Source organism: Micromonospora sp. B006, assembly GCF_003408515.1.
GTDB classification, from domain to species: domain Bacteria; phylum Actinomycetota; class Actinomycetes; order Mycobacteriales; family Micromonosporaceae; genus Micromonospora; species Micromonospora echinospora_A.
Window position 1 is genome coordinate 4,207,414 of the sequence record NZ_CP030865.1, and the last position, 23,904, is coordinate 4,231,317.

At 71.6% G+C, this 23,904-nt stretch carries 18 protein-coding genes and 2 tRNA genes; 6 read left to right on the forward strand and 14 right to left on the reverse strand.

Going from position 1 to position 23,904, the window contains the following annotated elements; all coding sequences use genetic code 11:
- Nucleotides 1–85: 85 nt before the first annotated feature.
- Entirely contained in the window at nucleotides 86–877 is a 792-nt protein-coding gene (locus MicB006_RS18775) for an aminoglycoside N(3)-acetyltransferase (protein ID WP_116507838.1), read from the forward strand.
- Between the two features lie 51 nt (nucleotides 878–928).
- On the opposite strand, the gene MicB006_RS18780 is transcribed toward MicB006_RS18775, so the two are convergent.
- Genes MicB006_RS18780 through MicB006_RS18790 form a run of 3 tightly spaced genes read right to left on the reverse strand, consistent with a single transcriptional unit; the run spans nucleotide 929 to nucleotide 3,365 of the window.
- A complete protein-coding gene (locus MicB006_RS18780; protein WP_152037853.1) occupies nucleotides 929–1,996 on the reverse strand; it encodes a hypothetical protein in 1,068 nt (355 codons plus the stop codon).
- Complete coding sequence (locus MicB006_RS18785; RefSeq protein ID WP_116507842.1) at nucleotides 1,963–3,027, reverse strand: serine protease; 1,065 nt, start codon at nucleotides 3,025–3,027, stop codon at nucleotides 1,963–1,965. The genes MicB006_RS18780 and MicB006_RS18785 overlap by 34 nt, the downstream gene beginning before the upstream one ends.
- Nucleotides 3,024–3,365, reverse strand: coding sequence for a CU044_2847 family protein (locus MicB006_RS18790; RefSeq protein WP_152037854.1), 342 nt, complete (start codon nucleotides 3,363–3,365; stop codon nucleotides 3,024–3,026). The genes MicB006_RS18785 and MicB006_RS18790 overlap by 4 nt, the downstream gene beginning before the upstream one ends.
- A 1,369-nt stretch (nucleotides 3,366–4,734) precedes the next feature.
- On the opposite strand from MicB006_RS18790, the gene MicB006_RS18800 reads away from it, so the two are divergent.
- The 3 genes from MicB006_RS18800 to MicB006_RS18810 all read left to right on the forward strand — a co-directional run bounded on the left by MicB006_RS18800 (nucleotide 4,735) and on the right by MicB006_RS18810 (nucleotide 7,028).
- Nucleotides 4,735–5,013, forward strand: a complete 279-nt coding sequence (locus MicB006_RS18800; protein WP_116507848.1) for a hypothetical protein — start codon at nucleotides 4,735–4,737, stop codon at nucleotides 5,011–5,013.
- 288 nt (nucleotides 5,014–5,301) lie between these two features.
- On the forward strand, nucleotides 5,302–6,195 hold the full coding sequence (locus tag MicB006_RS18805) for an NAD(P)H-binding protein (RefSeq protein ID WP_116507850.1): 894 nt from the start codon (nucleotides 5,302–5,304) through the stop codon (nucleotides 6,193–6,195).
- The gene (locus MicB006_RS18810; protein ID WP_116507852.1) at nucleotides 6,192–7,028 is read left to right on the forward strand and encodes an NAD(P)H-binding protein; all 837 of its coding nucleotides are present in this window, start codon (nucleotides 6,192–6,194) and stop codon (nucleotides 7,026–7,028) included. Before MicB006_RS18805 ends, MicB006_RS18810 begins: the two co-directional genes overlap by 4 nt.
- A 49-nt stretch (nucleotides 7,029–7,077) precedes the next feature.
- Here the strand turns inward: MicB006_RS18810 and MicB006_RS18815 are convergent.
- From MicB006_RS18815 to MicB006_RS18830, 4 genes are all read right to left on the reverse strand, one after another.
- Nucleotides 7,078–7,154: transfer RNA gene (locus tag MicB006_RS18815), tRNA-Ile, on the reverse strand.
- A 124-nt stretch (nucleotides 7,155–7,278) separates the two neighbouring features.
- A complete protein-coding gene (locus tag MicB006_RS18820; protein ID WP_116507854.1) occupies nucleotides 7,279–8,514 on the reverse strand; it encodes an FAD-dependent oxidoreductase in 1,236 nt (411 codons plus the stop codon).
- Nucleotides 8,507–10,642, reverse strand: coding sequence for an MMPL family transporter (locus MicB006_RS18825; protein WP_116507855.1), 2,136 nt, complete (start codon nucleotides 10,640–10,642; stop codon nucleotides 8,507–8,509). Before MicB006_RS18825 ends, MicB006_RS18820 begins: the two co-directional genes overlap by 8 nt.
- Nucleotides 10,643–10,816: 174 nt before the next feature.
- Nucleotides 10,817–10,889: transfer RNA gene (locus MicB006_RS18830), tRNA-Asn, on the reverse strand.
- 267 nt (nucleotides 10,890–11,156) lie between these two features.
- Here MicB006_RS18830 and MicB006_RS18835 point away from each other — a divergent pair.
- Nucleotides 11,157–11,549, forward strand: coding sequence for a hypothetical protein (locus MicB006_RS18835; RefSeq protein ID WP_116507857.1), 393 nt, complete (start codon nucleotides 11,157–11,159; stop codon nucleotides 11,547–11,549).
- 96 nt (nucleotides 11,550–11,645) lie between these two features.
- A complete protein-coding gene (locus MicB006_RS18840; RefSeq protein ID WP_116507859.1) occupies nucleotides 11,646–12,830 on the forward strand; it encodes an ROK family transcriptional regulator in 1,185 nt (394 codons plus the stop codon).
- Nucleotides 12,831–12,981: 151 nt separating this feature from the next.
- Here MicB006_RS18840 and MicB006_RS18845 read toward each other — a convergent pair whose 3' ends face one another.
- The 7 genes from MicB006_RS18845 to MicB006_RS18875 all read right to left on the reverse strand — a co-directional run bounded on the left by MicB006_RS18845 (nucleotide 12,982) and on the right by MicB006_RS18875 (nucleotide 23,904).
- On the reverse strand, nucleotides 12,982–13,989 hold the full coding sequence (locus MicB006_RS18845; protein WP_116507860.1) for a sugar phosphate isomerase/epimerase: 1,008 nt from the start codon (nucleotides 13,987–13,989) through the stop codon (nucleotides 12,982–12,984).
- A gap of 174 nt (nucleotides 13,990–14,163) precedes the next feature.
- Nucleotides 14,164–16,272: a ThuA domain-containing protein gene (locus tag MicB006_RS18850; protein ID WP_116511603.1), complete on the reverse strand. Its 2,109-nt coding sequence runs from the start codon at nucleotides 16,270–16,272 to the stop codon at nucleotides 14,164–14,166.
- Between the two features lie 17 nt (nucleotides 16,273–16,289).
- A complete protein-coding gene (locus MicB006_RS18855; RefSeq protein ID WP_116507862.1) occupies nucleotides 16,290–19,124 on the reverse strand; it encodes an RICIN domain-containing protein in 2,835 nt (944 codons plus the stop codon).
- Nucleotides 19,125–19,350: 226 nt separating this feature from the next.
- Nucleotides 19,351–20,418, reverse strand: a complete 1,068-nt coding sequence (locus tag MicB006_RS18860) for a polyprenyl synthetase family protein (RefSeq protein ID WP_116507864.1) — start codon at nucleotides 20,416–20,418, stop codon at nucleotides 19,351–19,353.
- Nucleotides 20,415–21,809 (reverse strand): alkaline phosphatase family protein, encoded by a 1,395-nt coding sequence (locus MicB006_RS18865; RefSeq protein WP_116507866.1) that lies wholly within the window; start codon nucleotides 21,807–21,809, stop codon nucleotides 20,415–20,417. Before MicB006_RS18865 ends, MicB006_RS18860 begins: the two co-directional genes overlap by 4 nt.
- Nucleotides 21,806–23,053, reverse strand: a complete 1,248-nt coding sequence (gene eboE, locus MicB006_RS18870; RefSeq protein WP_225980416.1) for a metabolite traffic protein EboE — start codon at nucleotides 23,051–23,053, stop codon at nucleotides 21,806–21,808. Before eboE ends, MicB006_RS18865 begins: the two co-directional genes overlap by 4 nt.
- Entirely contained in the window at nucleotides 23,053–23,904 is an 852-nt protein-coding gene (locus MicB006_RS18875) for a TatD family hydrolase (RefSeq protein ID WP_116507868.1), read from the reverse strand. The genes eboE and MicB006_RS18875 overlap by 1 nt, the downstream gene beginning before the upstream one ends.

A 23,904-nucleotide genomic window follows, 5' to 3' on the forward strand; every position in this document is an offset into this window, starting at 1 on the left:
CACCAGTGACAGACGCGCGGGGAAGCCGCCGCTATCCCGAAATCGGCGAGCATGCTGCTCAAGGGTTCCGCCTACACTGCGCCGCGTGGACCAGGCCGCACCGCACACAGTCACCTCGATCGCGTACGACCTGCGCGCGCTCGGCGTCACCTCCGGTGACGTCCTGCTGCTGCACTCGTCGTACCGAAGCCTTGGCTTCGTCGCCGGGGGCACCCACGCGGTGGTGCTGGCGCTGCTGGAGGCGCTCGGTCCGGAGGGCACCCTCGTCGTCCCGACGCAAACGCGCGAGAACACGGATCCGGCCGGGTGGCGGCATCCGCCCGTACCGGAGGCGTGGTGGCCCGTCATCCGCGAGCAGACGCCCGGCTTCGACCCGGCGCGCACGCCGAGCCGGTGGATGGGCGCCGTCGCCGAGACGGTACGCACCTGGCCGGGCGCCCGCCGCAGCGATCATCCGCAGGTGTCCTTCGCCGCGCTCGGCGCGCACGCCGCCGACGTCGTGGACGGACACCGCCTCGACGACGCGCTGGGCGAGCACTCACCGCTGGGCGCGGTCTACCGGCTCGACGGCAAGGTGCTGCTGCTCGGCTGCGAACACAGCTCCAACACCTCGCTGCACCTGGCGGAATGGCGGCAGGCGTCGCCGCCGCGGGCGGTGACGGGCTCGGCGGTACGGCTGCCGGACGGGACGAGCCGGTGGACCGCGTGGACCGATGTCGTCACCGACGAGGACGACTTCGACCGGCTGGGCGCCGACTTCGAGGCCACCGGCGGTGCGGCGGTCGGCCGCATCGGAAGCGCGACCGCCCGCCTGATGTCCCAACGCGCGCTGGTCGATTTCGCGACCGCCTGGATGGCCGCGAACCGCACGGGCTGACCGCCGGCTCCGTCCGCCGCCCGGCATCACACGACGGACGGAGCGCTCGACTCACGAGTGGCGTTGTTCGTTCTCCTCCCCCGGGGGACGCTGCCGGATCGGCTCGGTCGTGTGACCTTCGGACGGCGGTGGCATCAGGAGAGCGGTCGGGTCCGCACCCGACGGGACAGCGGGTCCGCTCAACGCCGCGTTCCCGTCGGGATAGGCGGCGCCGCTGTGCTCTCGCAAGTGCTCGCGAAGCTGGGAGATCATGGCGTCCACCGACGACGGCTCGGTCACACCCTGGATGACCATCGCCTCGTTGGGCGCGATCCCCAGCCAGAGGTCGACAGCCACCCGGCCGGAGACGAGCAGTTTGATGATCTGGCGCTGTGTGTAGTGCCCGAACTGTGCACCCATGTTCGGCCCGTTGCCGATGGCTCCTGTGAAGACCCCACCGCTGTTGCCGTCGGAGCCGGGTTTCCACTGCTCGTTGAACACGCTCACCCGGTCCGCGGACGTCTCCATCCCGTCCACGTTGCCGAGCGCGTACTCCTTCGTGGAGTCGCGGATCGTGGCCCCGGTGGCGATGTCGAGCACGCACTCGTACACCGGCAGGCGCCAGTTCGACATGTAGACGATCATGATTTTGTACGCGGAGTAGCGGAGTTTGCCGTCCCGCCCCCTGTTCCAGTGGAACGGAAGAACCGAGAACAGCTCGGGAATTCCGTAGAAGACGAGATAGGGCCGCCTGCCCTGAGCAAGCTCAGTGGGGTGGATGTTCAGCCGCCGGTAGCCCATCTGCGCGATAGCTTCCTCGGCCCCGTACAGCCAGGCGTCCATCTCCTGATCGGTCGCCCGGGGATAGGCGCGCCTGCGCGCCTCCGCGTAGTTCAGGAGCCCGACGAGCCCCAGGACGACGAGCACGGCGCCGCCGACCCCGCAGAGGAACCCCAGGCAGATCGCCGCGTCACCGACGGCGAACATCACCAGGGCCATCAGCAGGAGTCCGCCACCGAATGCCAGCTTGACGTACTGGGCTACCGGTGTGGACGGCTCGGGCGCGAAGTACTTGCCGGCTCGCTCTGCGCGTTGTTCAGGATGCATCAGATTCCCTGGTTTCGGCTGAGCCCCTGCCACGTCGGGCACTCGACAGCAGGAACGTGGTTGATGATTTCGCGGGCGCGATCACTGCCGACGCCCCACAGCGCCGCCTGGAGGTCGCGAAGCCTGAAGCGGTCGGTCGGAATGCCACGGATTTCGTAGTAGTCTTCGATGATCAGCGCCCAGAGGGCTCGCAAATGGTTGCTCGTGTCGCCGGGCTCGATCTGAATGCCGATCTGCAGCAGATTCTCCATCGCCCGGATCACCTCGTACCGGTATCCGCCGGGGCGCCGGCCGCCGAGAGCGGCAAGCACCCGGTAGTAGTAGACATCGACCTCGCGTGGATACATGTTCACGAGGGTGTTGAAGCGCTCCAGGGCACGTGCGTACGCCCCGTTGTTGAGAGCAGCGATCGCCTCGACGAATTCCGGGTCGACGCGGATCTGCTCCGGGAGCAGATCCGCCAACGGCGGCCAGGCCTCGGCCAGCGTGGCAAGCGGGATGATCCACGAGATCCGCAGCCTCTTGTCCATGTCGGCGGTCGAAATCATGCCGACGACGCGGCCGGACGTGACGTCGACAATGGGGCCGCCGCTGTATCCGCGCTGGATCTGGCCGTCGAATCCGGGCAGACCGTTCACCTGAATGAGCTTCCCGGTCTCATCAGACCCGATCACCTGGACCCGGGTCCGCTGACCGCGGTCGTCCGCCGACGAATACTGTTCCGGAAAGCCGAGCGCGTCGAGCGGCGTCTCCGGCCGCGGCGGCTCACTGGGCCCGAGCGGCGCCGCGGGCCAGCTCTCCGGAACGTCGACGACTGCCACGTCGGTCCCGTCGTACCGGCCCGGGCTCCAGCCCGGAACCGCGTAGCGCGCGGAACAGACCTGGCCCGAGCCCCAACCCCCCGGCGCCTCCGCCCAACACCGGACTCGACCCTCGACCACGTGAGCGCATGTGAGGGCCACGCCCGGCGCCACGACGAATGCGGTTCCCAGCACCTCCGACGGAGCACCACCATTCGTCGTGGCCCGGATCCGCAGCCGCCAGGGTTCAGAGAAGGTGATCATTTCGGGGCGGAGTCTTCCCGTCGCCAGACCAGTTCGACACCGAAGTTTCCTTCGTACGCGGTCTTCGCGATGACGGCGTTCATCTCAGCCGTCATCTTCACGGCAAAGGTGAGCTTGACCTCGCTCGGCCCCAGGTCCTCGCGAAACACACGCATGGCCTCCATGGCCGCCGAGCGGACGCTCCGAAGTGACTCGTCGAAGGATCTCGGCTCGGTGCGGGCACTGCGGCCCACCGGCCCGATGCCGGCGTTTTCGCCATGGATCTCCAGCTCCTGGCCCTCGACCTCAACGAGAACCGGATCCGCTCCATGCACCGCAAATTGCCTGGTAACTGGCACAGCACTCCTTCAGCTGGAAGGAAAAGAGGGCATCGCGACAATGCAGACGACGCGCCAATGCGTCGGGGATCGACCGGCAGCACACCCGCAACTTGCGAGGATCTTTCAACCGGCTTGGAAATGATCCTGGCGTTCGTGCGCTGATGCCAGGATCAGACATTCGGCCGGTTCGATTGTCAGCAACACGACTACTGGTCTCTACTTAGGACTTCGGGTTGAGGATCGGATATGCACCGGCACAGGACTGGTGACCGGATGGGCGATCCGGACGCCTATTCATCCACCTTTTCCCGACGAGAGGGCACCGATCGGCTGACACCGGCTGAGCGGCGCTGATCCACCCGCGGCCGAGGGGCTCAGGGGATCACGTTCGGCGGCATCGAAGGCACCCCGCCTTCGGGTACGGTGACGCTTCACGAGTCGCGCCCTTACCGTCGAAAGCCTCGCCGTTCAGGAGGTGACGCGCGTGCGTAGGACCAGCCGCATGTTGTGCTGGCCGCTCAGCGTCTGCCTGATGGCGGCGCCGGCAGCCTGTACGTCCTCAAGCGGTTCCAGCCAGGATGAGGCCAGACCAGCCGCACCAACTGCGTCTCTGGGCACTGACCCCAGTGCGTCCCCGTCGACTGACGTGAGCGCCGGACAGGAGTCGTGCACTGTATCCATCGATGCGATCAAGGAGCCGCCGGCGGGTTATCGGCTCGTGGGAGAGGACGTTGCAGTACCTGCACGGCCGGTGCTTCAAGCAGAGGAATCGGGGGAACCGGACCCGGCAGCCCGGCTGTTCGCCAAGTGGGGGCTGGTCGTACGCGGCGGCGCAGTGGTTGATCTTCGGGTGGCAGCCGGCTGGGAGGACAAGGCGCGTCTCGGATGGGGCTCGTCAGTGGTGCCAGCCGTGAGCGCCCATGTGCGTGCCTGCGCACCTGTCGATGACCGACCTGAGTGGCTGGCCTTCGTCGGCGGCACGTGGGTTGCGCGACCAACCTGCCTACCGCTCACCATTCAGTCGCGGGGGCAGACGGCACAAGTACGGCTGGGTATCGGTGTCCCTTGCGACGGAACCGACCCGCCGAGTTCCTGGTAAGGCTCGCCAGGAACCTCCGCCGTGAGGCGGATTCTCGACAAGGCCGAGGAAACGACTGGTGGGGCGGGCGAGAGCTAGAACCCGCGAACGACCCGGTCGGGTGCGGTTCTAGCAGCGAAGCGCGCCTCGTCTCCCTCGATGACCAGAATGAACCACGGCACCTCGCGCCCGTCCCATGCCGCACCACCGACCAGCCCGTCCGCAACCTCAAAGCCAGCCGGCCCCGCAAGGTGGACCACGGCATGAGGCGGTCAACGCAGAAGACGACCCCCGTGAGAGCCTGTCGCGATGTCGCGTGCCCGCCTGGCGCTGACCGCCGGGGTTCTCCTGCTCATCGCCTCGTGCCTGCTGCCGTGCCTGCCGTTCCTGGATCTGTCCGGGATCTCGATGCCCTACCAGGACCCCACCCCCGAGATGCTGGAGAAGCAAGCCGCCGACATCACCGCAGCCGAACACAGACTCGCCGTCCACACAGCCATCGCCGGTGCACTCGCCGTAATCGGCCTGGCAGCCTTCATCTACGCCTGGAAGCACAGACGGACCCGCAAGGCCGACCACGGAATCTGACCAAACGTCAAGCATGTGCTGGGACGGATTCGTCAAGCATGTGGTGGGACTAGACAGACGCGGTCGAGCCTGTGTCCTCCGCCGGGTTTCGCGGAGCACACCGCGTGGGGCTCGCACCTCCGGAACATCGGCGCGACCGGACTGCGGCAGCCCGGGCTTCGTACACATGTACGATGTGCGGCTTTCGGAATTTCGACCTAGCCTGCGTGGTGACCGCCGCCGCGCCATTGGCCGTGGAATCGCGGCGGCGGTCTATTGCCCCACTCCAGGTATTCGAGAAGGAGCAACGTGACAATCCTAGTAACCGGAGCGACCGGCAACGTGGGTCGCCAGGTGGTGGCCGGGCTCGTCCGGGCCGGACGAACGGTGCGGGCGATGACCCGCCAGCCGCAAACGCACCGGCTGCCGGACAGGGCTGAGGTGGTCCAGGGAGACTTCGAACGTCCCGGGACCTGGCGAGCGGTGCTGGACGGAGTGCAGTCGGTATACCTGTTCCCGTTCGCGTACGCCGCGACCGACCATGGGTTCGTTGATGAGGCGTTGAAGGCCGGCGTCACCCGGTTCGTCGTGCACTCCGCGGCGGCGGCCGGGTTCACACCCGGAACCGGTGGCGACGGCGCGCTCGGGCGGCACCTGACCGATGAGCGGGTGGCGCACCGCGGGCTGGAAGTGCTGGTGGAGGCCTCGGGTGCCGAGTGGACCCATGTGCGGCCGGGGTTGTTGGCCGCCAATGCGCTGCGGTGGGCCGACCGGATCCGAACCGAGCGGGTGGTGCGGGAACCGTACGCGTCGGCCGGCTATCCGGTGGTCCATGAGGCCGACGTGGCCGACGTGGCGGTCGCGGCGTTGCTGACCGACGACCATGTCGGTGCCGCGTACACCGTCACCGGCCCGGTGAAGGTCTCGCAGGCGGAGCAGGTCACCGCGATCGGTGCCGCCATCGGCGTGCAGGTGCGGTTCGAGGAGCTCGATCCGGCCGAGGCGCGCACGCAGTGGCTGCGCGACGGCTTCGATGAGGAGACCGCCGACTGGATGATCGCGCTGCTCGCCGACGCGGTTGACGGAACAGGTGCGTTGCCGCCGACGGACACCTATCTGCGGGTGACGGGGCGGCCACCGCGCACGTTCGCCCAGTGGGCCAACGATCACGCCACCGACTTCCGGCCCGAGGCGACGCGATGACGATTCTGGTCACGGGTGCCACCGGCATGGTGGGCCGACACGTCGTCGCCGAACTGGTGAAGACCGGGCATCGGGTCCGCGCACTCACGCGGACGCCGTCGGCGGCGAGCCTTCCGGACGGGGTAGAGGTCGTCGGCGGCGACCTGACGGATCCGCCGTCGCTGGAGCCGTCGCTGAACGGCGTCGAGAAAATGTATCTGTTCCCTGTCGGACGGACAGCGCGTGAGTTAGTTACCGTCGCGAAGCGGGCCGGCGTGCGGCGCATCGTCGTGCTGTCCGGGGCGCTGGCCGACACCGACGACAGCGAGGACGGATACCTGGCGGTCGAACGTGCCGTCGAGGACTCTGGTCTGGAGTGGACGCACGTCCGGCCCGGGGAGTTTGCCGCGAACTGGCTGGACTGGGCCCCGTCCATCAAGGAAGGTCGGGTGGTTCGCCGCCCGTACGGGGCTGCGGTCACCCAACCCACCCACGAGGCGGACGTCGCCGCGGTCGCCGCGACAGTTCTCATCGAGGACGGGCACGCCGGCCGGACCTACACCCTCGCCGGCCCCGAGGCGCTCACCACCGTGGCGCAGGTGCACGCGATCGGCACGGCGATCGGTGCCACGGTGCGGTTCGAGGAGCTCGATCCGGCCGCGGCCCGGGCCGAGTGGATCGGCAACGGCTATCCAGAGAAGTTTGTCGACTGGATCTTCACCATGTGGGCGGAGTCCGCGCGTGACCCTGCCCCGACGAACCAGGAGTGGGCAGGCATCGTCCCGCGCCTGACCGGCCGACCCGCACGGACATTCGCGCAATGGGCCACCGACCACGCGGCCGAATTCCTTTAACCGCGGTTCGCCTGGGTCGCCAGCAGCATGGCTGAGCTGGGAAAACGGCTGGTGGGGCGGGCGGGGTTCGAACCCGCGACCGAGGGATTATGAGTCCCCTGCTCTAACCGGCTGAGCTACCGCCCCGTCACCGCGCCGGATCGTAACCCGCCGATCGTTTCGCGGACCACCACCTGCCGGGCGGAAAGACTACCGCGACAGCACGATGGGCTACGCGAGGATAACAACGCGCAACCCACCGGCCAACGGCTCACGCGCGCCGGAGATCGGCGAGGACGGCGCCGGCTGTACGCCAGCCGCTGGCGAGCGCGCCCTGGATGGACGGGCTGTCCCGGTGGTCCCCGGCCACGTACAGGCCGTCGCCCAGCGCGACCGGCTTGCGCAGGCGGCCCTGCGGCGGCGGGGCGGCGGGCAGCGCGTCCGGCACGGTGACGGTGGTGAGGTGGGTCCAGTCGGCGGTGGAGCGGCCGTAGAGGCGGTCCAGCTCGCGGCGGATCACCGGTTCGGGCGGGGTCTGCGGGCCGACCACCGAGGTGGCGACCAGGTGCTGGCCGTCGGGGGCGTACGTGGGTGCGGCCCGGCTCACCACCACCGTGTTGGCGATCGTTGCCCGCCGGTCGCCGTCGAGCAGCAGGATCGGCTCGTCCAGTGGCGCCGTGCCGGTGCGGTGGTAGTAGGTGGTGTAGGCGTGCATGCGTACCCGTGGCAGCCCGGGCAGCAGCGTGGCCGCCGCCGGTGGGTCGGCCGCGACCACGACGGCGCGGCAGGTGATCTCGCCGGACGGGGTGCGGACGCGGCCGGGCGCGACCTCGGTGACCGGGGTGTTCAGGTCGATCAGCTCGGCGGGCAGCGGCGCGGCGAGCGCCCGGGGCAGCGCCGCCATGCCGTCCGCGGGCAGGCCGATCCGGCCCCGGGCGAAGGAGCGCATGATGACCGCGAGGACGTGGCTGGAGGTGGCCAGCTCGCGGTCGAGCAGCACGCCGGACAGGAACGGCCGGAGGAGTTCCTCGATGATCGCGTCGGAGAGCCCGGCGCGGCGCAGCGCCTTCTCGGCTGTGGTCTCGGGTGTGTGGAGCAGCCGCCCGACCGGCAGCGTCGCGTAGCCGGCCGCGAGCGCGCCGAAGCGCAGCCGGTCGGTCAGTGATCCGATGCCGGCGGTGAGCGTGGCGGGCGCGCCGGCGGGTTCGCGCAGCGGGTTGACGAGTCGTTCCAGCCGGTCGCCGCGGCGCACCAGCACGCCGGGCGTGAACCAGCCCATCCCGAGAGCGCCGACGTCGACCAGGCCGGCGAGCCGCGGGTACGCGGTGTTCAGCACCTGGAAGCCGCGGTCCAGCAGGAACCCGTCGACCCGGTCGGTGGCGACCCGCCCGCCGAGCCGGTCGGCGGCCTCCAGCAGCCGCCACGGCACGCCGGCCCGGTGCAGCCGCCGCGCGGCGGCGAGCCCGGCCAGGCCGCCGCCGACGATCACGACGTCCGTGTCAGGCACGGTCCACCCCCGCGCCGGCCCGGTCGCCCTCGCGGTGCGACCGCGACAACCGGCCCGGCCACCAGACCTTCGGGCCGATGTCGTACGCGAGCGCGGGCACCAGCAGCGAGCGGACCACTATGGTGTCGAGCAGGACGCCGACGGCGACGGCCACGCCCAGCTCGACGAGCACCACGAGCGGCAGCACGGCGAGCGCGGAGAACGTGGCGGCGAGCACGATGCCGGCGGAGGTGATCACGCCGCCGGTGACGGCCAGGCCGACGAGCACACCGGCGCGGGTGCCGCGGCGTACCGACTCCTCCCGGACCCGGCTCATCAGGAAGATGTTGTAGTCGATGCCGAGCGCCACCAGGAAGACGAACGCGAACAGCGGGAACGACTGGTCGACGCCGGGGAAGTCGAACACGTACCGGAACAGCAGCGCGCACAGGCCGAGCGTGGCCAGGAACGACAGCACCACTGTGGCGATCAGCAGCACCGGGGCGACCAGGGCGCGCAGCAGCACGGCCAGGATGATCGCGATGACCAGCAGCACCACCGGGATGATCACGTTGCGGTCGCGGACCGAGGCGTCGGCGGTGTCCACGTTGATCGCGGTGAAGCCGCCGACCACGGCGTCCGCGCCGGGCACCCGGTGCACCGCCTCGCGCAGGTCGCGGATGGCCTGTTCGGCGCCGTTGCTGTCCGGCGCGTCGGCGAGCGTGACGTTGAGCTGCACCCGCCCGTCGACCACCTTCGGCGGAGCGGCCGGGTCGGGCGGCGCGTTCTCGCCGCGCTGGCCGAGCGGCGCGACCGCGGCCACCCCGGGGACGCCCTGCGCCACCTGGGCGACCTGCCGCGCGGTGCCCTGGCTGGTGAAGATGGTGGCGGGGCTGCCGGTGCCGGCCGGAAAGTGCCTGTCGATGACCTCCTGCCCGGCCACCGAGTCGGTGCGCTGGGTGAACAGCTGGGACTGGCCGAGCGTGGTGGCGCCGAGCTGGGTCACCCCGATCGCGAGCACGGCAAGCGCGACAGCGGTGACGATCCAGACGGTACGCGAGCGGCGCGCCACGAAGCCGGCGATCCGCGCCCAGATGCCGTGCTCGGCGCGCGGGTCGGCCTCGTCGTGCCGGGGCCGCCGGGGCCAGAACGCCCACCTGCCGCCGAGGACCAGCAGCGCGGGCAGGAACGTGAGCATCACCAGCAGCGTGGCGGCGATGCCGACGGCGCTCACCGGGCCGAGCGCCCGGTTGGAGTTGAGGCTGGACAGCAGCAGGCAGAGCAGGCTGACGATGACTGTGGCGCCGGAGGCGACGATGGCCGGCGCGGCGCCCTTCCAGGCGGTCCTCATCGCGTCCCAGGGCCGCTCGTGCCGGTGCAGCTCCTCCCGGTAGCGGGCGATGAGCAGCAGCGCGTAGTCGGTGCCGGCGCCGAACACGAGCACTGTGAGGATGCCCTGCGCCTGCCCGTTGAGCTTGACGATGTCGTGGTCGGCGAGCAGGTAGACGAAGACGGCCGCCAGCGAGTACGACATCCCGGCGGCCAGCAGCGGGAAGATCCACAGCACCGGGCTGCGGTAGACGACGAGGAGGATGACCAGGACCACGGTGAGGGTGACGAGCAGCAGCGGCCCGTCGATCGCGCCGAACACCTCGATCAGGTCGCCGAGCAGCCCTGCGGGTCCGGCCACGTCGACGGTGAGCCCGTCGCGGTCCGGGCCGGCGATGTCGCGCAGGCGTTCCACCACCGCGCGGATCTGTTCGCCCTCACCGCTTTCGATCGGGACGATCACCTGGGCGGCCTGCCGGTCCTGGCTGACGATCGGTGGCGGCAGCGGGCCGACCACGCCGGGCACGTCGGCGAAGCGGGCGGCGTCGGCCTGGATCCGTTGCTGGTCGGCCGGGGTGAGGCCGCCGGCGCGTTCGTAGACCACGAGCGCCGGGGTGGTCTCCCGGTCGACGAATCCGGCGGCCAGGTCCTGCGCGCGGGTGGCCTCGGCGTCGGCCGGCAGGAAGGAGGCGTTGTCGTTTGTGGAGACCTCGCCGAGCTTGCCCGAGTACGGCCCGGCGACGCCGCCGATGATCAGCCAGCCGAGCACCACCGCCACCGCGACGAGCGTCGCGGTCCAGCGGCTGCGTCCTGCGGCCATCTCCACCGTCCTCGGATCGACGCATCAATCGACGCAGCGGGAGTCTAGGTCGACGCCGACCATCCTGCCGGGCGAACGGTGACTCGGGGGCGGAAACCGGGCAGCCGGGACACGCGAGGGGCGGGAACGACGAACGCCCGTCGGCGGGGCCGACGGGCGTGACATGGAGCGAAGCTCCCCCGATTGGACTCGAACCAATAACCTGCCGGTTAACAGCCGGCTGCTCTGCCAATTGAGCTACAGGGGACCGTGCACCGCCCGGATCGGATCTTTCCGCTCCGTGCGACGGGGACAAGAGTACAGGACATCCGGGGGTGGTGCGCCAGGGGGTTACCGGACCGGACCCGACCGGCGGACGCGCCAGAATTACGGACAAATCGTCATCTCGGCACAGGGAGGCATGAGCAGAGAGCAGGATGGGTAGTTAGCCGTCGACAGAGAAGCAGGCGCGAGATGGTCGTTCCGCCGAGCCGGCGGAAATCGGCAAAGAGCGTCAGGTACGGAAGGAGCCGCCATGCGCGGAAAGATCATGTTTCTTGGCGGGCTGGCTGCGGGATTCGTCCTGGGCGCCCGTGCCGGCCGGGAGAAGTACGAAGAGCTGGTGGTCCGCGGGCGCAAGGTCCTCGACCACCCGACCGTCCAGGAGGCGGCCGGGGTCGCGCAGGCGCAGGCGACCCGGCTCTACTCCGAGGGCAAGGACAAGCTGGGGCAGACCAAGCTGGGTGAGAAGCTCGCCACCGGCAACGGCGGCAAGCCGGGCATGACCGAGGCCGACAAGCCGTTCGCGGGCACGCCGGCAGCCGTCGGCAGCCGCGCCAACGGCACGGGCTCGACCAGCTCGACCAGCACGTCCGGCTCGACCACGACCGGCACGAGCACCAAGCCGTCCACCGGCAACACGCTCTGACGCAAGCGGACAGCGGGCCGGTCACCTTCGGGTGACCGGCCCGCTCCCGTGTGCCCGGGCGCCGATGTGGCACATTCTCGGTGGGGAGGTGACCACATGCCGATGGTCGGACCGGAGACGGCGGATCAGGCACGGCTGCTGCGCCTGCTGCGTGACGACGGCCCACGGTCCCGGGTCGAGCTGACCGACCTCCTCGGCCTGCCCCGGGCCCGGTTCGCCGCCGAGGCGGACCGGTTGACAGCGCTGGGCCTGGTGGAGAGCGCCGGCCCGGCCGCCTCACGGGGCGGGCGACGGTCGTCGCTGCTGCGCATCGGCGCGCAGGTCCGGTTCGGCGCGGTGCTCGTCGGCGGCGGCACGCTGCGGGTCGCGCTCACCGACGGCGAGCTGAACCCGCTGGCCCGCCACGACGAGCCGGTGGACGTCCGGCTCGGCCCGGACGTGGTGGTCGGGCGCATGGTCGAGCTGCTCGGCAAGCTGCGCGTCGAGGCGGGACTGACGTCGCTGACCGGCGTCGGTGTCGCGCTGCCCGCGCCGGTCGAGGTCCGCGACGGCACGCCGGTCTCCCCGCCGGCCCTGCCCGGCTGGCACCGCTTCCCGGTACGCGACACGCTCGCCGCCGAGCTGGGCTGCCCGGTGCAGGTCGACAACGACGCCAACGCGATGGCCCTCGGCGAACGGCACGCCGGCACCGGCCGCCCGTTCGACGACTTCCTCGCCGTCAAGCTGGGCGACGCGGTCGGCTGCGGGCTGGTGCTCGCCGGTTCGCTCTACCGGGGTGCGGCCAGTGGGGCCGGCGACATCGGTCACCTCCAGCTCAGCGAGGACGGGCCGCTCTGCGGCTGCGGCCACAACGGGTGCGTCGAGGCGTACTGCGGGGATGCCGCGCTGGTGCGGGAGGCGGTGACGGCCGCGCGGGCCGGGCGCTCGACGGTGCTCGCGGACCGGCTGGCCGAGGCCGGGACGCTGTCGGTGGCGGACGTGGCGGCGGCGGCCACCGAGGGCGACCCGGCGGCGCAGGTCATCGTCCGCGACGCCGCCCGCCGCCTCGGGCAGGTGCTGGTCGGGCTGGTCAGCTTCGTCAACCCGGCCATCGTCATCATCGGGGGCGCGCCGGCCGGGATCGGGCCGGTCCTGCTCGCCGAGATCCGGGGCGTGGTCTACCGGCGTTCCACGCCGCTGGCCACCGGCAGCCTGCCGATCGTCCTGTCCGACCTAGGCGACACCGCCGCCCTGATCGGCGCAGCCCACCTGGTGAGCGACCAGGCCTACGCCGCCCGCTAACCCCACCCCCGCCCCACCCTCACCCCCGCCTCCCGCCCCGCCGATCTTGCAGTTGCGGCCCGCAGGATGTCGGTTACACCCGTTTTGGGAGGGCCGCAACTGCAAGATCGCGGGCGCAAGGAGGGAAGGGCGGGGCGGCGGGGAGGGCGGGTCAGTCGCGGCTGCTGAAGGCGGCGTCGAAGGCCGCTGACGGGGCGTCGAACGCCAGGCGGCGGACGAACTGGAGCGCCTCCGGCGCGCCGACCAGGCGGTCCATGCCGGCGTCCTCCCACTCGATCGAGATCGGGCCGTCGTAGCCGATCGCGTTCAGCGCCCGGAAGCAGTCCTCCCACGGCACGTCACCGTGCCCGGTGGAGACGAAGTCCCAGCCGCGTCGCAGGTCGGCCCAGGGCAGGTGGGAGGAGAGCCGGCCGCGCCGCCCGTCCCCGGTACGGACCTTCGCGTCCTTGCAGTCGACGTGATAGATCCGGTCGGCGAAGTCGAAGATGAAGTTCACCGGGTCCAGCTCCTGCCAGACGAAGTGCGACGGGTCCCAGTTGAGCCCGAACGCGGGCCGGTGCCCGATCGCCTCCAGCGTCCGCTTCGTGGTCCAGTAGTCGTACGCGATCTCGCTGGGGTGCACCTCGTGCGCGAACCGCACGCCCACCTCGTCGAAGACGTCCAGGATCGGGTTCCACCGGTCGGCGAAGTCCTGATAGCCGCGCTCGATCATGGCGGGCGGCACCGGCGGGAACATGGCCACCGTGTGCCAGATGGACGAGCCGGTGAAGCCGACGACAGTGCGTACACCGAGCTTCGCCGCCGCCCGCGCGGTGTCCTTGATCTCCTCGGAAGCCCGGCGGCGCACGCCCTCCGGCTCGCCGTCGCCCCAGATCCGGGCCGGGAGGATGTCCTGGTGCCGCTCGTCGATCGGGTGGTCGCAGACGGCCTGCCCGACCAGGTGGTTGGAGATGGCGAACACCTGGAGGTTGTGCTTGGCCAGGGTGGCCCGCTTGCGCTCGACGTACGAGTCGTCGGCGAGCGCCTTGTCCACCTCGAAGTGGTCGCCCCAGCAGGCGATCTCCAGTCCGTCGTAGCCCCACTCGGCGGCGAGCCGGCAGACCTCGTCGAACGGAAGGTCGGCCCACTGGCCGGTGAAGAGCGTGATGGGTCGCGCCATTGTCCTTCTCCCCTGTGGTGATGGGGGATTCCGTCGCGGACCGGGGCGAGGACGACCGGAGGCGGCGGCCTGAGGGCACCGGTGGACGCCGGAGCGTCTGCCTCCCGGGCGGGTTGCGCCTCCCGCCGGGTCACCGGCCACCTCGCGGTCGCCGCCTCCACTCTACGGCCTTCCTCAGGGCAGGGTCCAGCGCTGGTTCGCCGCGCCCGTGCACGTCCACAGGTGCACCGCCGTGCCGTCGGCCGAGTTGTTGCCCGACACGTCCAGGCACTTGCCCGACGACGGATTACGCAGCGTCCCGTCCGCCTGCGCCGACCAGTTCTGCGCACCCGTGCCGTTGCACGACCACAACTGGATCTTCGTGCCGTTCGCGTTGCCGCCGCCGGAGACGTCCAGGCACTTGCCCAGCGCCTTCACCGGCCCGTTCGACGTCACCGTCCACGTCTGCGCCGACGAGCCGTTGCAGGTGTAGAGCTGGATCTGGGTGCCGTCCGCCGACGAGGCGTTCCGCACGTCCAGGCACTTGCCGGCCAGCCCCTTGATCGGGCCGGTGCCGCCGCTGCCGGTCGAGCGGACCAGCGTGAAGTCGTCCACGTCGAACAGCCCGGAGCCGCTGCCGGTGAACGTCAGGTGCACGGTCTGCGTACCGGACGGCACGCCTGTGAGCGCGGTCGACACGTCGGCGAACGTGGTCCAGCTACCGGTGTTCGGCACCGCCACCTGGCCGAGCACCGGCCCGGTCGGCGAGCCGGTACGCACCTGGAGCGTGCCGCCCGGGCCGCCGGAGACCACCCGGGCGCGCAGCGACGTCACACCGGTGAGGTCGAGCCCCGGGTACGCGGCCCAGTCGCCTGGGTCCACGTACCCCAGGGTCTGGCCGCCGTTGGCGCCCGCCTTGGGGTACGCGCTGACGCCGCTGGCCGAACCGAACGACTCGGCCTGGACCGTGGTGTTGCCGGTCGGCGGCGGCGTCCCGCCCAGCTCCTTGATCCGGATGTTGCGGAACGACACGTCGTCGCCGGTGCCGTGGTTCTGGATGCCGACGTGCCCGGCGAGCGACCGCACCGGGTCGGTGTTGGTGAAGTCGTTTATGCGTACGCCGTTGAGGAAGACCTGCAGCCGCTCGGACTCGACCAGGATCTCGTAGGTGTTCCACTCCCCCGCCGGGTTCAGCGCCGCGTCCCGGGCCGCCAGGTCCGCCGACTTGAAGCCGTAGATCGCGCCGGTGGTCCGGTCGGCCGCGTCGGTGGGGTCGATCTGCACCTCGTAGCCGTTGTCCACAGCCGAGTTCGGGTCGCTCGACGGCGGGAAGCCGACGAACACGCCCGAGTTGTCGTCGCCGGCCAGCCGCCAGTCCAGCTTCAGCGAGTAGTTGGTGAACTGCTTCGCGCTGTACCAGTACAGGCCCATGCCGCCCACCGAGGTGAGCGTGGCGTCGGCGTTGGTGAAGCTGCCTGGCCCGGCCTGGGACCAGCCGGTGGTGCCGCCGTTGTAGAGCGCGGTGTAGCCGGTCTCCGGCCGGCAGTCGGCCTTCGTGCGCCCGGCCGCGTAGCGGATGCCGCCGAGCAGGTGGTTGCGGAACGCCGCGTCGGCGTAGGACGCCTGGGTGTGGCCGCCGCCGGTGTAGAAGGACCGGCCACCGCTGTACGTCTTGCACCAGGCGTGCGGGTGGTCGCCGCCCATCGAGCCTCCGGAGTACGAGGACTCGTCGAGGCTGGCCAGCACGTGCGCGGTGGAGCGGGCGTTGGAGCGGTAGTCGTACCACTCGTCGGTGCGGTTCCACTGCTGCGGCAGGTGCGCGGTGGCCGCGTGTGCCCGGTCCTCCACCTTGACGGTGGCCGGCTGGATGGCCGGGTGGGAGGCGAACCAGGCGCCGACGAGGTTGCCGTAGAACGGCCAGTCGTACTCGGTGTCGGCGGCGGAGTGCACGCCGACGTACCCGCCGCCGGCGCCGATGTACGCCTCGAACGCCGACTGCTGGGTGGCGTTGAGGACGTCCCCGGTGGTGTTGAGGAAGATCACCGCCTCGAAGCGGGCCAGGTTGGCGGTGGTGAACTGGGCGGCGTCCTCGGTCGCGGTGACCGTGAAGTTGTTCGCCGTGCCCAGCTCGCGCACGGCCTGCGTGCCCGCCGCGATGGAGTCGTGGCGGAATCCGGCGGTCTTGGAGAAGACGAGTACGTCGTAGGGGGCGTCGGCGGCGGCGGCCGGGCCCGCGGGGACGGTGCAGGCGATGGCGGTGAGGACGGCGGTCACCGCCCCCAGTGCGGTACGCAGGAGTTTCATCTGGTTCTCCTTCATCCTCAGGGCAGGGTCCAGCGCTGGTTCGCCGCGCCGGTGCACGTCCACAGGTGCACCGCCGTGCCGTCGGCCGAGTTGTTGCCGGACACGTCCAGGCACTTGGCCGACGACGGGTTGCGCAGCGTTCCGTCCGCCTGCGCCGACCAGTTCTGGGCGCCGGTGCCGTTGCACGTGTACAGCTGGATCTTGGTGCCGTCCGCGCTGGCGCCACCGGAGACGTCCAGGCACTTGCCGAGCGCCTTCACCGTGGCGTTCGGCGTCACCGTCCACGACTGCGCCGTCGTGCCGTTGCAGGTGTAGAGCTGGATCTGCGTGCCGTCGGCGGTGGCGGCGTTGCGCACGTCCAGGCACTTGCCGGCCAGGCCCTTCACCGGGCCGGTGCGCACGGCCGGCGTGGTGAGCGTGAACGCGTCCAGGTCGTAGAGCGCCCCGCTGCCCCCGGCGAACGTGAGGTAGAGCGTGGTGGTGCCGGCCGGCGGGCTGGTGATCGTGCCGGTCACTGTGGTGAACGTGTCCCAGGCGCCGGTGACCGGGACGGTGGCGGAGCCGAGGACGGCGCCGGTGGCCGAGCCGGCCCGCACCTGGAGCGTGCCGCCGGCTCCGGCGGACGAGACCCGGGCGGTGAATCCGGTGGCGTCGGCGAGCAGGTACGGCCGGAACGCGATCCAGTCCCCGTTGTGGATGTCGCCGACGGTCCTGCCGCCCTCGGCGGTGCCCTTGTCGAACGTGTTGACCCCGGCGGAGGTGGCGAAGTGCTCGGCCTGCCGGTGCCGGGGCTGGAGCGTGTGCTGGGTGTGCGTGGTGAGGCCGCCGGAGTCGGTGTACTCGGCGTCGAAGACCGCGAAGATGTTCGCCGCGTCGTCGTGCTCACCGTCGACCGGCACGGCGATCGAGCCGGTGCAGCCGGTCGCCGAGGTGATCTGGTGGCCGTGCTGGTCGTGGCCGAGCACGTAGGTCATCTTGACCTTCGTGCAGTCGATGGTGGCGTCCTCCGGGTCGGTGACGGTGATCCGGAACGGCACCGTGTCGCCGAAGGAGAACAGCTTGCCGTTGCCGGGCGTCTCGATGACCACAGTCGGGGCGGTGTTGCCGACTGTGACTGTCACGCTCGCGGTGCCGGTGGCGCCCTGCGGGTCGCGCACGGTGAGCGTGGCGGTGTACCTGCCGTTCGCGGTGTAGGTGTGCGAGGGGTTCGCCGCGGTGGAGGTGCCGCCGTCGCCGAACGTCCAGGCGTACGTGAGCGCGCCGCCCTCCGGGTCGGACGAGCCGGCCGAGGAGAACGCGACTGCGAGCGGCGCGGCGCCGGATGTCCGGTCGGCGGCGGCACGGGCCACCGGGGCACGGTTGGCGCCGCCCAGGTAGTCGAAGCGGTACAGCGCCGAGTTGGCGTCGCCGTTGAAGTAGCCGGTGCCGTAGTCGAGCACGTAGTACGCGCCGTCCGGGCCGAACGCGGAGTCCATCACCTGTTTGCCGGCCCACGGGAACGTGTCGATGGTGCCGGGTGAGCCGTCGGCGTTGACGTGGATCGGCTTGATCCAGCCCCGGCCGAACTCGGTGGCGAAGAACTGCCCGTCGAAGGACTGCGGGAACTTCGTGGTGGACGGGTTCGCCGCGTCGTACCGGTAGACCGGGCCGCCCATCGGCGACTCGGAGCCGCCGCCGAACTCGGGCGGGCTGCCCGCGTCACCGGCGTAGCGGATCCAGGACGGCTTCGCCGCCGGCAACGTGGCCAGGCCGGTGTTGCGGAACGAGTTGTTCGTCGGGCCGCCGGTGCAGTTGTACTTCGGCCCGGCGGTGCCGGTGGCGAAGTCCCATTCGGCGTACGTCTCGGCGGCCGTGTTGGTGCCGGTGCAGTACGGCCAGCCGTAGTTACCGGGGCCGGTGACCCGGTTGAACTCGACCTGCCCGGACGGGCCGCGGGCCGTGGTGGTGCCGGCGTCCGGCCCGTAGTCGCCCACGTAGACCACGCCGGTGGCCTTGTCGACGCTGATCCGGAACGGGTTGCGGAAGCCCATCGCGTAGATCTCCGGGCGGGTCCGCGCGGTGCCGGGCGCGAAGAGGTTCCCGGCCGGGATCGAGTACGTGCCGTTGGCGTTCACCTTGATCCGCAGGATCTTGCCGCGCAGGTCGTTGGTGTTGCCGGCGCTGCGCTGCGCGTCGTACCCGGGGTTGCGGTTGGTGCGCTCGTCGATCGGCGCGTAGCCGGCCGAGTCGAACGGGTTGGTGTCGTCGCCGGTGGACAGGTAGAGGTTGCCGGCGGCGTCGAAGTCGATGTCGCCGCCGACGTGGCAGCACAGCCCCCGGTCGGCCGGTACGTCGAGCACGTCGACCTTGCTGGCCTGGTTGAGCGTGAAGTCGGCGTTGAGCGTGAACCGGGAGAGCCGGTTGACGCCCTGCCAGGCGGAGAAGTCGGTGCCGGTGGCGGGCGCGTCCCCGGCCGGGGTGGACAGCGGCGGCGCGTAGTAGAGGTAGATGTGCCGGTTGGAGGCGAAGCCGGGGTCGACGCCGACGCCCTGCAGCCCCTCCTCGTCGTGGGTGTAGACCGGCAGCGTGCCGATGACCGTGGTGGCGCCGGCCGCGTCGGTGCGGCGCAGCGTGCCGTTGCGGGCGGTGTGCAGGACCGACCGGTCGGGCAGCACCGCCAGGGACATAGGTTCGCCGGTCTCGGCGACGCCGCGGGCGAGTTCGACCTGCTGGAAGTCGCTCGCCGTGATGGGGTGGGCGGACGCCGGGACGGGCGCCGCGGCCGCTGTGACGGTGCCGGCGGTGGCCGCGAGCAGCAGCGCTGCTGCGGCGGCGAGCGGTCGTCGGGCACGGGGGTGGTGGTGGCTGGACATGCTGTGCTGTCCCTTCCTGACGCGCGCAGCCAGGACCGGGCGCGCGTCGCGCCGGATGCCGAGCGGGGGATGCTGCGCCTCGCCGAGGCGGGCGGTGCGGGGCGGGGCGGGTCGCCTCGACGAGACAGCTAGGTGCTGTGCACGACATTAAAACCTTTCGATCAGTCTGTCCATAGCTTCTGATCGATCGGCTTACACTTTCGCCGCTACGCGACAAAAGTAGGTGTCACTCGCGGCGGTCGACGGCCCGTTCCACGAGCGCGGCGAGCACCCGGCGGGCCGGCTCCGCGAGCCCCGCCGCGTCCAGCGCGACCACTGCCGCCTCGGCCCGGGTCCGGATCATCCGCTCCACCGCCTCCCGGGCGCCGGACTCCTCGACGATGCCCCGCACCTCGGCCGCGCCCGCCTGATCCAGCGCCGGATCGCCGACCAGCTCCCGCAGCCGGGCCACGCCGGCCGGGGAGGCGGACGCCCGGGCCAGCGCCAGCAGCACCGTCGGCTTGCCCTCGCGCAGGTCGTCCAGGTTGGACTTGCCGGTCACCGCCGGATCGCCGAAGACGCCGAGGACGTCGTCGCGGAGCTGGAACGCGTCCCCGAGCGGGTCGCCGAACCCGGCGAGCGCCGCCACCTCCTCCGGCGTCGCGCCGGCCAGCGCGGCGCCGATCTGCACCGGACGGGTCACCGTGTAACGGGCCGTCTTCAGCCGCACCACGGCGAGCGCGCTGGCCACCGAGCCGTCCCCGGCCGCCGCGACCACGTCCAGGTACTCCCCCGCGATCACCTCGGAGCGCATCCGCGCCAGCAGGACGTGCCCCCGGCGCAGCCGCTCCGGCGGCAACCCGCAGCCGTGGAACATCTGCGCCGACCAGGTGGCGCAGAGGTCCCCGCAGAGCACCGCCGCCTGCCGGCCGTACGCCGCCGGATCACCGCGCCAGCCGGACCGCTCGTGCAGGCCGGCGAAGAAGCGGTGCAGCGTCGGCGCGCCCCGGCGACGGTCACTGCGGTCCACGATGTCGTCGTGGATCAGCGCGAACGCGTGGAACAACTCCAGCGACGCCGCGGCCACCACGATCGGCCGCTCGTCCGGGCCGCCGAAACCCCGCCAGCCCCAGTAGCAGAACAGCGGTCGCATCCGCTTGCCACCGGCCAGCACGAACCGGCGCAGAGCGGTGTGGACGGCCCCCGTACCGTCGTCCGGCCGACCCGGCCGTCTCGCGTCCAGGAACGCGGCGAGCTCGGCGTCGAAGCGGCCCCGAAGCAGGGCCGGGTCGGTCGGTGCGACGGTTACGGTCATGGTGCCTCCCAGGCCAATCCGGCGAGTTCGAGCAACAACGCCTTCACATCGGTCGCCTCCACCCGGGGCCGGATCGCGGCCCGGTCGGAGCAGAGCAGCACCGGGCCGTCCGCCGGATCGGCCGGCAGGCGCCCGTGCGAACCACGCACCGCCCGCGCCCCGGCGTCCAGCCCGACCACGTTCATCAGATAGCGCAGGCCGAGCTTCTTGCGGGCCAGCGCCACCGCCGCGCGGCGTTTCGCCGCGCCCGGAGCGGCCGGGTCGAAGAACAGCTCGGCCGGGTCGTAACCCGGCTTGCGATGGATCTCCACCAGCCGGGCGAAGTCGGGCGCCCGCGCGTCGTCGAGCCAGTAGTAGTAGGTGAACCAGGCGTCCGGCTCGGCCACCAGCACCAGCTCGCCCGAGCGGGGATGGTCGAGGCCGTACCCGGCCTGCCCGGCGGCATCAAGCACCTCGGCCACGCCGGGCAGCGCCGCGCAGAGCTTCGCCACCGCCGGCACGTCCGCCGGATCCCGGACGTAGACGTGCGCCACCTGGTGGTCGGCCACCGCGAACGCCCGTGACGTCCACGGGTCGAGGTGTTCCATGCCGGCCTGGGTGTAGACCCGCAGCAACCCTTCGGCGCGCAGCAACCGGTTCACGTCCACCGGGCGGGACACGTCAGTGATGCCGTACTCGGACAACGCCACAACAGTAGCGTCCCGATCACGGGCGGCATCCAGCAGCGGGCCGAGCACCGTGTCCAACTCGGCCGCCGCGGCGGCGGCCTCCGGCCCGGACGGACCGAAGCGTTGCAGGTCGTAGTCCAGATGCGGCAGGTACACCAGCGGCAGGTCGGGGGCGTGGTCGGCGAGGATGCGCTGCGCCGCCCGGCTGATCCACGCCGAGGACGGCAGCCCGGCACCAGGCCCCCAGTAGCTGAACAGCGGGAACGTGCCGAGCGCCTCGGTCAGCGTGTCCCGCAGCCGCGGCGGGTCGGTCCAGCAGTCCGGCTCCTTGCGCCCGTCGGCGTGGTAGACCGGGCGCGGCGTGACGGTCCAGTCCACGTCCGCGCCCATCGCGTACCACCAGCAGACGTTGGCGACCCGGTAGCCCGGCTCGGCCCGGCGGGCCGCCTGCCACACCTTCTCGCCGCCGACCAGCGCGTTGTGCTGCCGCCAGAGCAGCACCTCGCCCAGGTCGCGGAAGTACCAGCCGTTGCCCACCACGCCGTGCCCGGCGGGCAGCTCGCCGGTGAGGAACGTGGACTGCGCCGAGCACGTCACCGCCGGCAGCACGGTGCCCAGCTCGGCGGCGAACCCGGCCTCGGCCACCGCGCGCAGCCGGGGCATGTGCGCCAGCAGCCGCGGGGTCAGCCCGACCACGTCGAGCACCACCAGCCGCCGGCTCATGCGGTGCCGGCCTTCGTTCGCGAATGCGGGGCTCGCAGGACCGGCTCACTCCTCGCGCTCACGGCGACCCCCGCCGTCGGCGCCAGCCCGAGCGCGGTCAGCTCGTCGCGGGCGAAGGCCACCTCGGCGGCGATGCCGGCGGCCAGCTCCGCGTCGCCGCGCGGCCGCCGCGCCTCCGGCAGCACCCCCCAGGTGTACGTCTCGACGTCGAGGTGGTCGCAGCCGGCGGCCGGACCGGCGAACAACGCGGCCAGCGCCTCCCGCAGCACCGGCACCGTGGAGCGCAACGGCGGCTCGGGCGGGGCGTGCAGCGGCACGTGGTAGTGCACCCGCCACGCCCCGGGCAGCCGCGCGTCGAGCGCGGCGTCGAGGTCGTCGGCCGCGTACGCCGGATCGGCCGGGTCGGCGGCGCCCGCGCAACCGGCCGCGCGGGTCTGGTGCAGGAACCTCGGCTCGACGAAGCGGCGCAGCGCCGCGCCCGCCGTCACCGGGTCGGGCGCCTCGACCGCGGCGGACACCTGGACCTTCACCACCGGCAGCCCGGCGGCACGCAGCCCGGCCAGGGCATCCGCCGGCTGCTCCCAGGCGCACGCCAGGTGTGCGAGGTCCAGGCAGATCCCGAGCCGGTCGGTATCCATGGTTGAGAATACCTCGCGTGCTTGTCCCGTCGACTCCACCAGGCAGCCGGGTTCCGGCTCGAAGCCGACCCGGATCACCCGGCCGGTCTCCCGCTGCACCGCGGCCAGCCCGTCGGCCAGCGCGTCGAGCCGCCGCCGGGCGGTCGCGGTACGCGCGGCGTCCCACGGCGTACGCCAGGCCAGCGGCAGTGTCGAGACCGACCCGTGGACGGCGTCGTCGGGCAGCAGGTCGGCCAGCACCCGGGCCAGGTCAAGCGTGTACGCCGAGCGCTGCGGCGTGGTCCAGTCCGGGTGGTACACCGCGCCCTTGACCACCGGGGCCTGGAACGCGGCGTACGGGAAACCGTTGAGCGTGACCACCTCCAGACCTCGTACGGTCAGCTCGTGGCGCAGCCGGCGGCGGGCCGCCGGGTCGGCGGCGAGCGCGGCGGCCACCGGCGCGGCCAGCCAGAGCCCGAGCCCGAGCAGGTCGGCGTCGAGCGCCCGGCGCACCGCGACCGCGTACGTGTCGAGCTGGGCGACGATGCCGGGCAGGTCCTCGGCCGGGTGGACGTTCGTGCAGTAGCCGAGATGAACTGTCGTGCCGTCGGCGTGGCGCAGCCGCATCATTCGCCTCCGCGCGCTATCGAGTTGCCGGCGAATGTGGGGTCGTTCGCCTCCAGGGCGGTCAGGTCGAGCCGGCCGGACTGGCCGTAGAACTCAACCGGGTTGCGCCACAGCACCCGGTCCACGTCGTCGGCGCTGAACCCGGCCAGCTGCATCGCCTCCCCGGTGGCCCGGGTCAGCAGCGGGTCCGATCGCCCCCAGTCGGCGGCCGAGTTGACCAGCATCCGCTCGGTCCCGTACCGCTTCAGCAGCTCGACCATGCGCGGCGGCGACATCTTCGTCTCCGGGTAGATGGAGAAGCCCAGCCAGCAGCCGGTGTCCCGGACCAGCTCCACCGTCACCTCGTTGAGGTGGTCGACGAGCACCCGTTCCGGCGCGATGTCCGACTCGGCGACCACGTCGAGCGTGCGCCGTACGCCGCGTGCCTTGTCCCGGTGCGGCGTGTGCACCAGGGCGGGCAGGTCGTACGCGACGGCCAGCGCGAGCTGCCCGGCCAGCGCGGCGTCCTCGGCCGGCGTCATCGCGTCGTAGCCGATCTCGCCGACCGCCACCACGCCGTCCTTGTCCAGGTAGCGGGGCAGCAGGTCGAGCACCGGACGGCAGCGCGGGTCGTTCGCCTCCTTCGGGTTCAGCGCCACTGTGGCGTGGTGCCGGACGCCGAACTGCCCGGCCCGGAACGGCTCCCAGCCGATCAGCGAGTCGAAGTAGTCCACGAAGCTGTCCACGCTCGTACGCGGCTGGCCCAGCCAGAACGCCGGCTCGACCACCGCGCGGAGCCCGGCGGCGGCCATCCGCTCGTAGTCGTCGGTGGTGCGGGACGTCATGTGGATGTGCGGGTCGAAGATGCGCAT

Excerpts from the sequence above, each read along its gene's own strand:
- MicB006_RS18785 (WP_116507842.1), bottom strand. The coding sequence starts at position 3,027 with ATGATCACCTTCTCTGAACCCTGGCGGCTGCGGATCCGGGCCACGACG.
- MicB006_RS18800 (WP_116507848.1), top strand. The coding sequence starts at position 4,735 with ATGTCGCGTGCCCGCCTGGCGCTGACCGCCGGGGTTCTCCTGCTCATC.
- MicB006_RS18810 (WP_116507852.1), top strand. The coding sequence starts at position 6,192 with ATGACGATTCTGGTCACGGGTGCCACCGGCATGGTGGGCCGACACGTC.
- MicB006_RS18825 (WP_116507855.1), bottom strand. The coding sequence starts at position 10,642 with ATGGCCGCAGGACGCAGCCGCTGGACCGCGACGCTCGTCGCGGTGGCG.
- MicB006_RS18835 (WP_116507857.1), top strand. The coding sequence starts at position 11,157 with ATGCGCGGAAAGATCATGTTTCTTGGCGGGCTGGCTGCGGGATTCGTC.
- MicB006_RS18840 (WP_116507859.1), top strand. The coding sequence starts at position 11,646 with ATGCCGATGGTCGGACCGGAGACGGCGGATCAGGCACGGCTGCTGCGC.
- MicB006_RS18845 (WP_116507860.1), bottom strand. The coding sequence starts at position 13,989 with ATGGCGCGACCCATCACGCTCTTCACCGGCCAGTGGGCCGACCTTCCG.
- MicB006_RS18850 (WP_116511603.1), bottom strand. The coding sequence starts at position 16,272 with ATGAAACTCCTGCGTACCGCACTGGGGGCGGTGACCGCCGTCCTCACC.
- MicB006_RS18855 (WP_116507862.1), bottom strand. The coding sequence starts at position 19,124 with ATGTCCAGCCACCACCACCCCCGTGCCCGACGACCGCTCGCCGCCGCA.
- MicB006_RS18860 (WP_116507864.1), bottom strand. The coding sequence starts at position 20,418 with ATGACCGTAACCGTCGCACCGACCGACCCGGCCCTGCTTCGGGGCCGC.
- MicB006_RS18865 (WP_116507866.1), bottom strand. The coding sequence starts at position 21,809 with ATGAGCCGGCGGCTGGTGGTGCTCGACGTGGTCGGGCTGACCCCGCGG.
- eboE (WP_225980416.1), bottom strand. The coding sequence starts at position 23,053 with ATGCGGCTGCGCCACGCCGACGGCACGACAGTTCATCTCGGCTACTGC.
- MicB006_RS18875 (WP_116507868.1), bottom strand. The coding sequence starts at position 23,904 with ATGCGCATCTTCGACCCGCACATCCACATGACGTCCCGCACCACCGAC.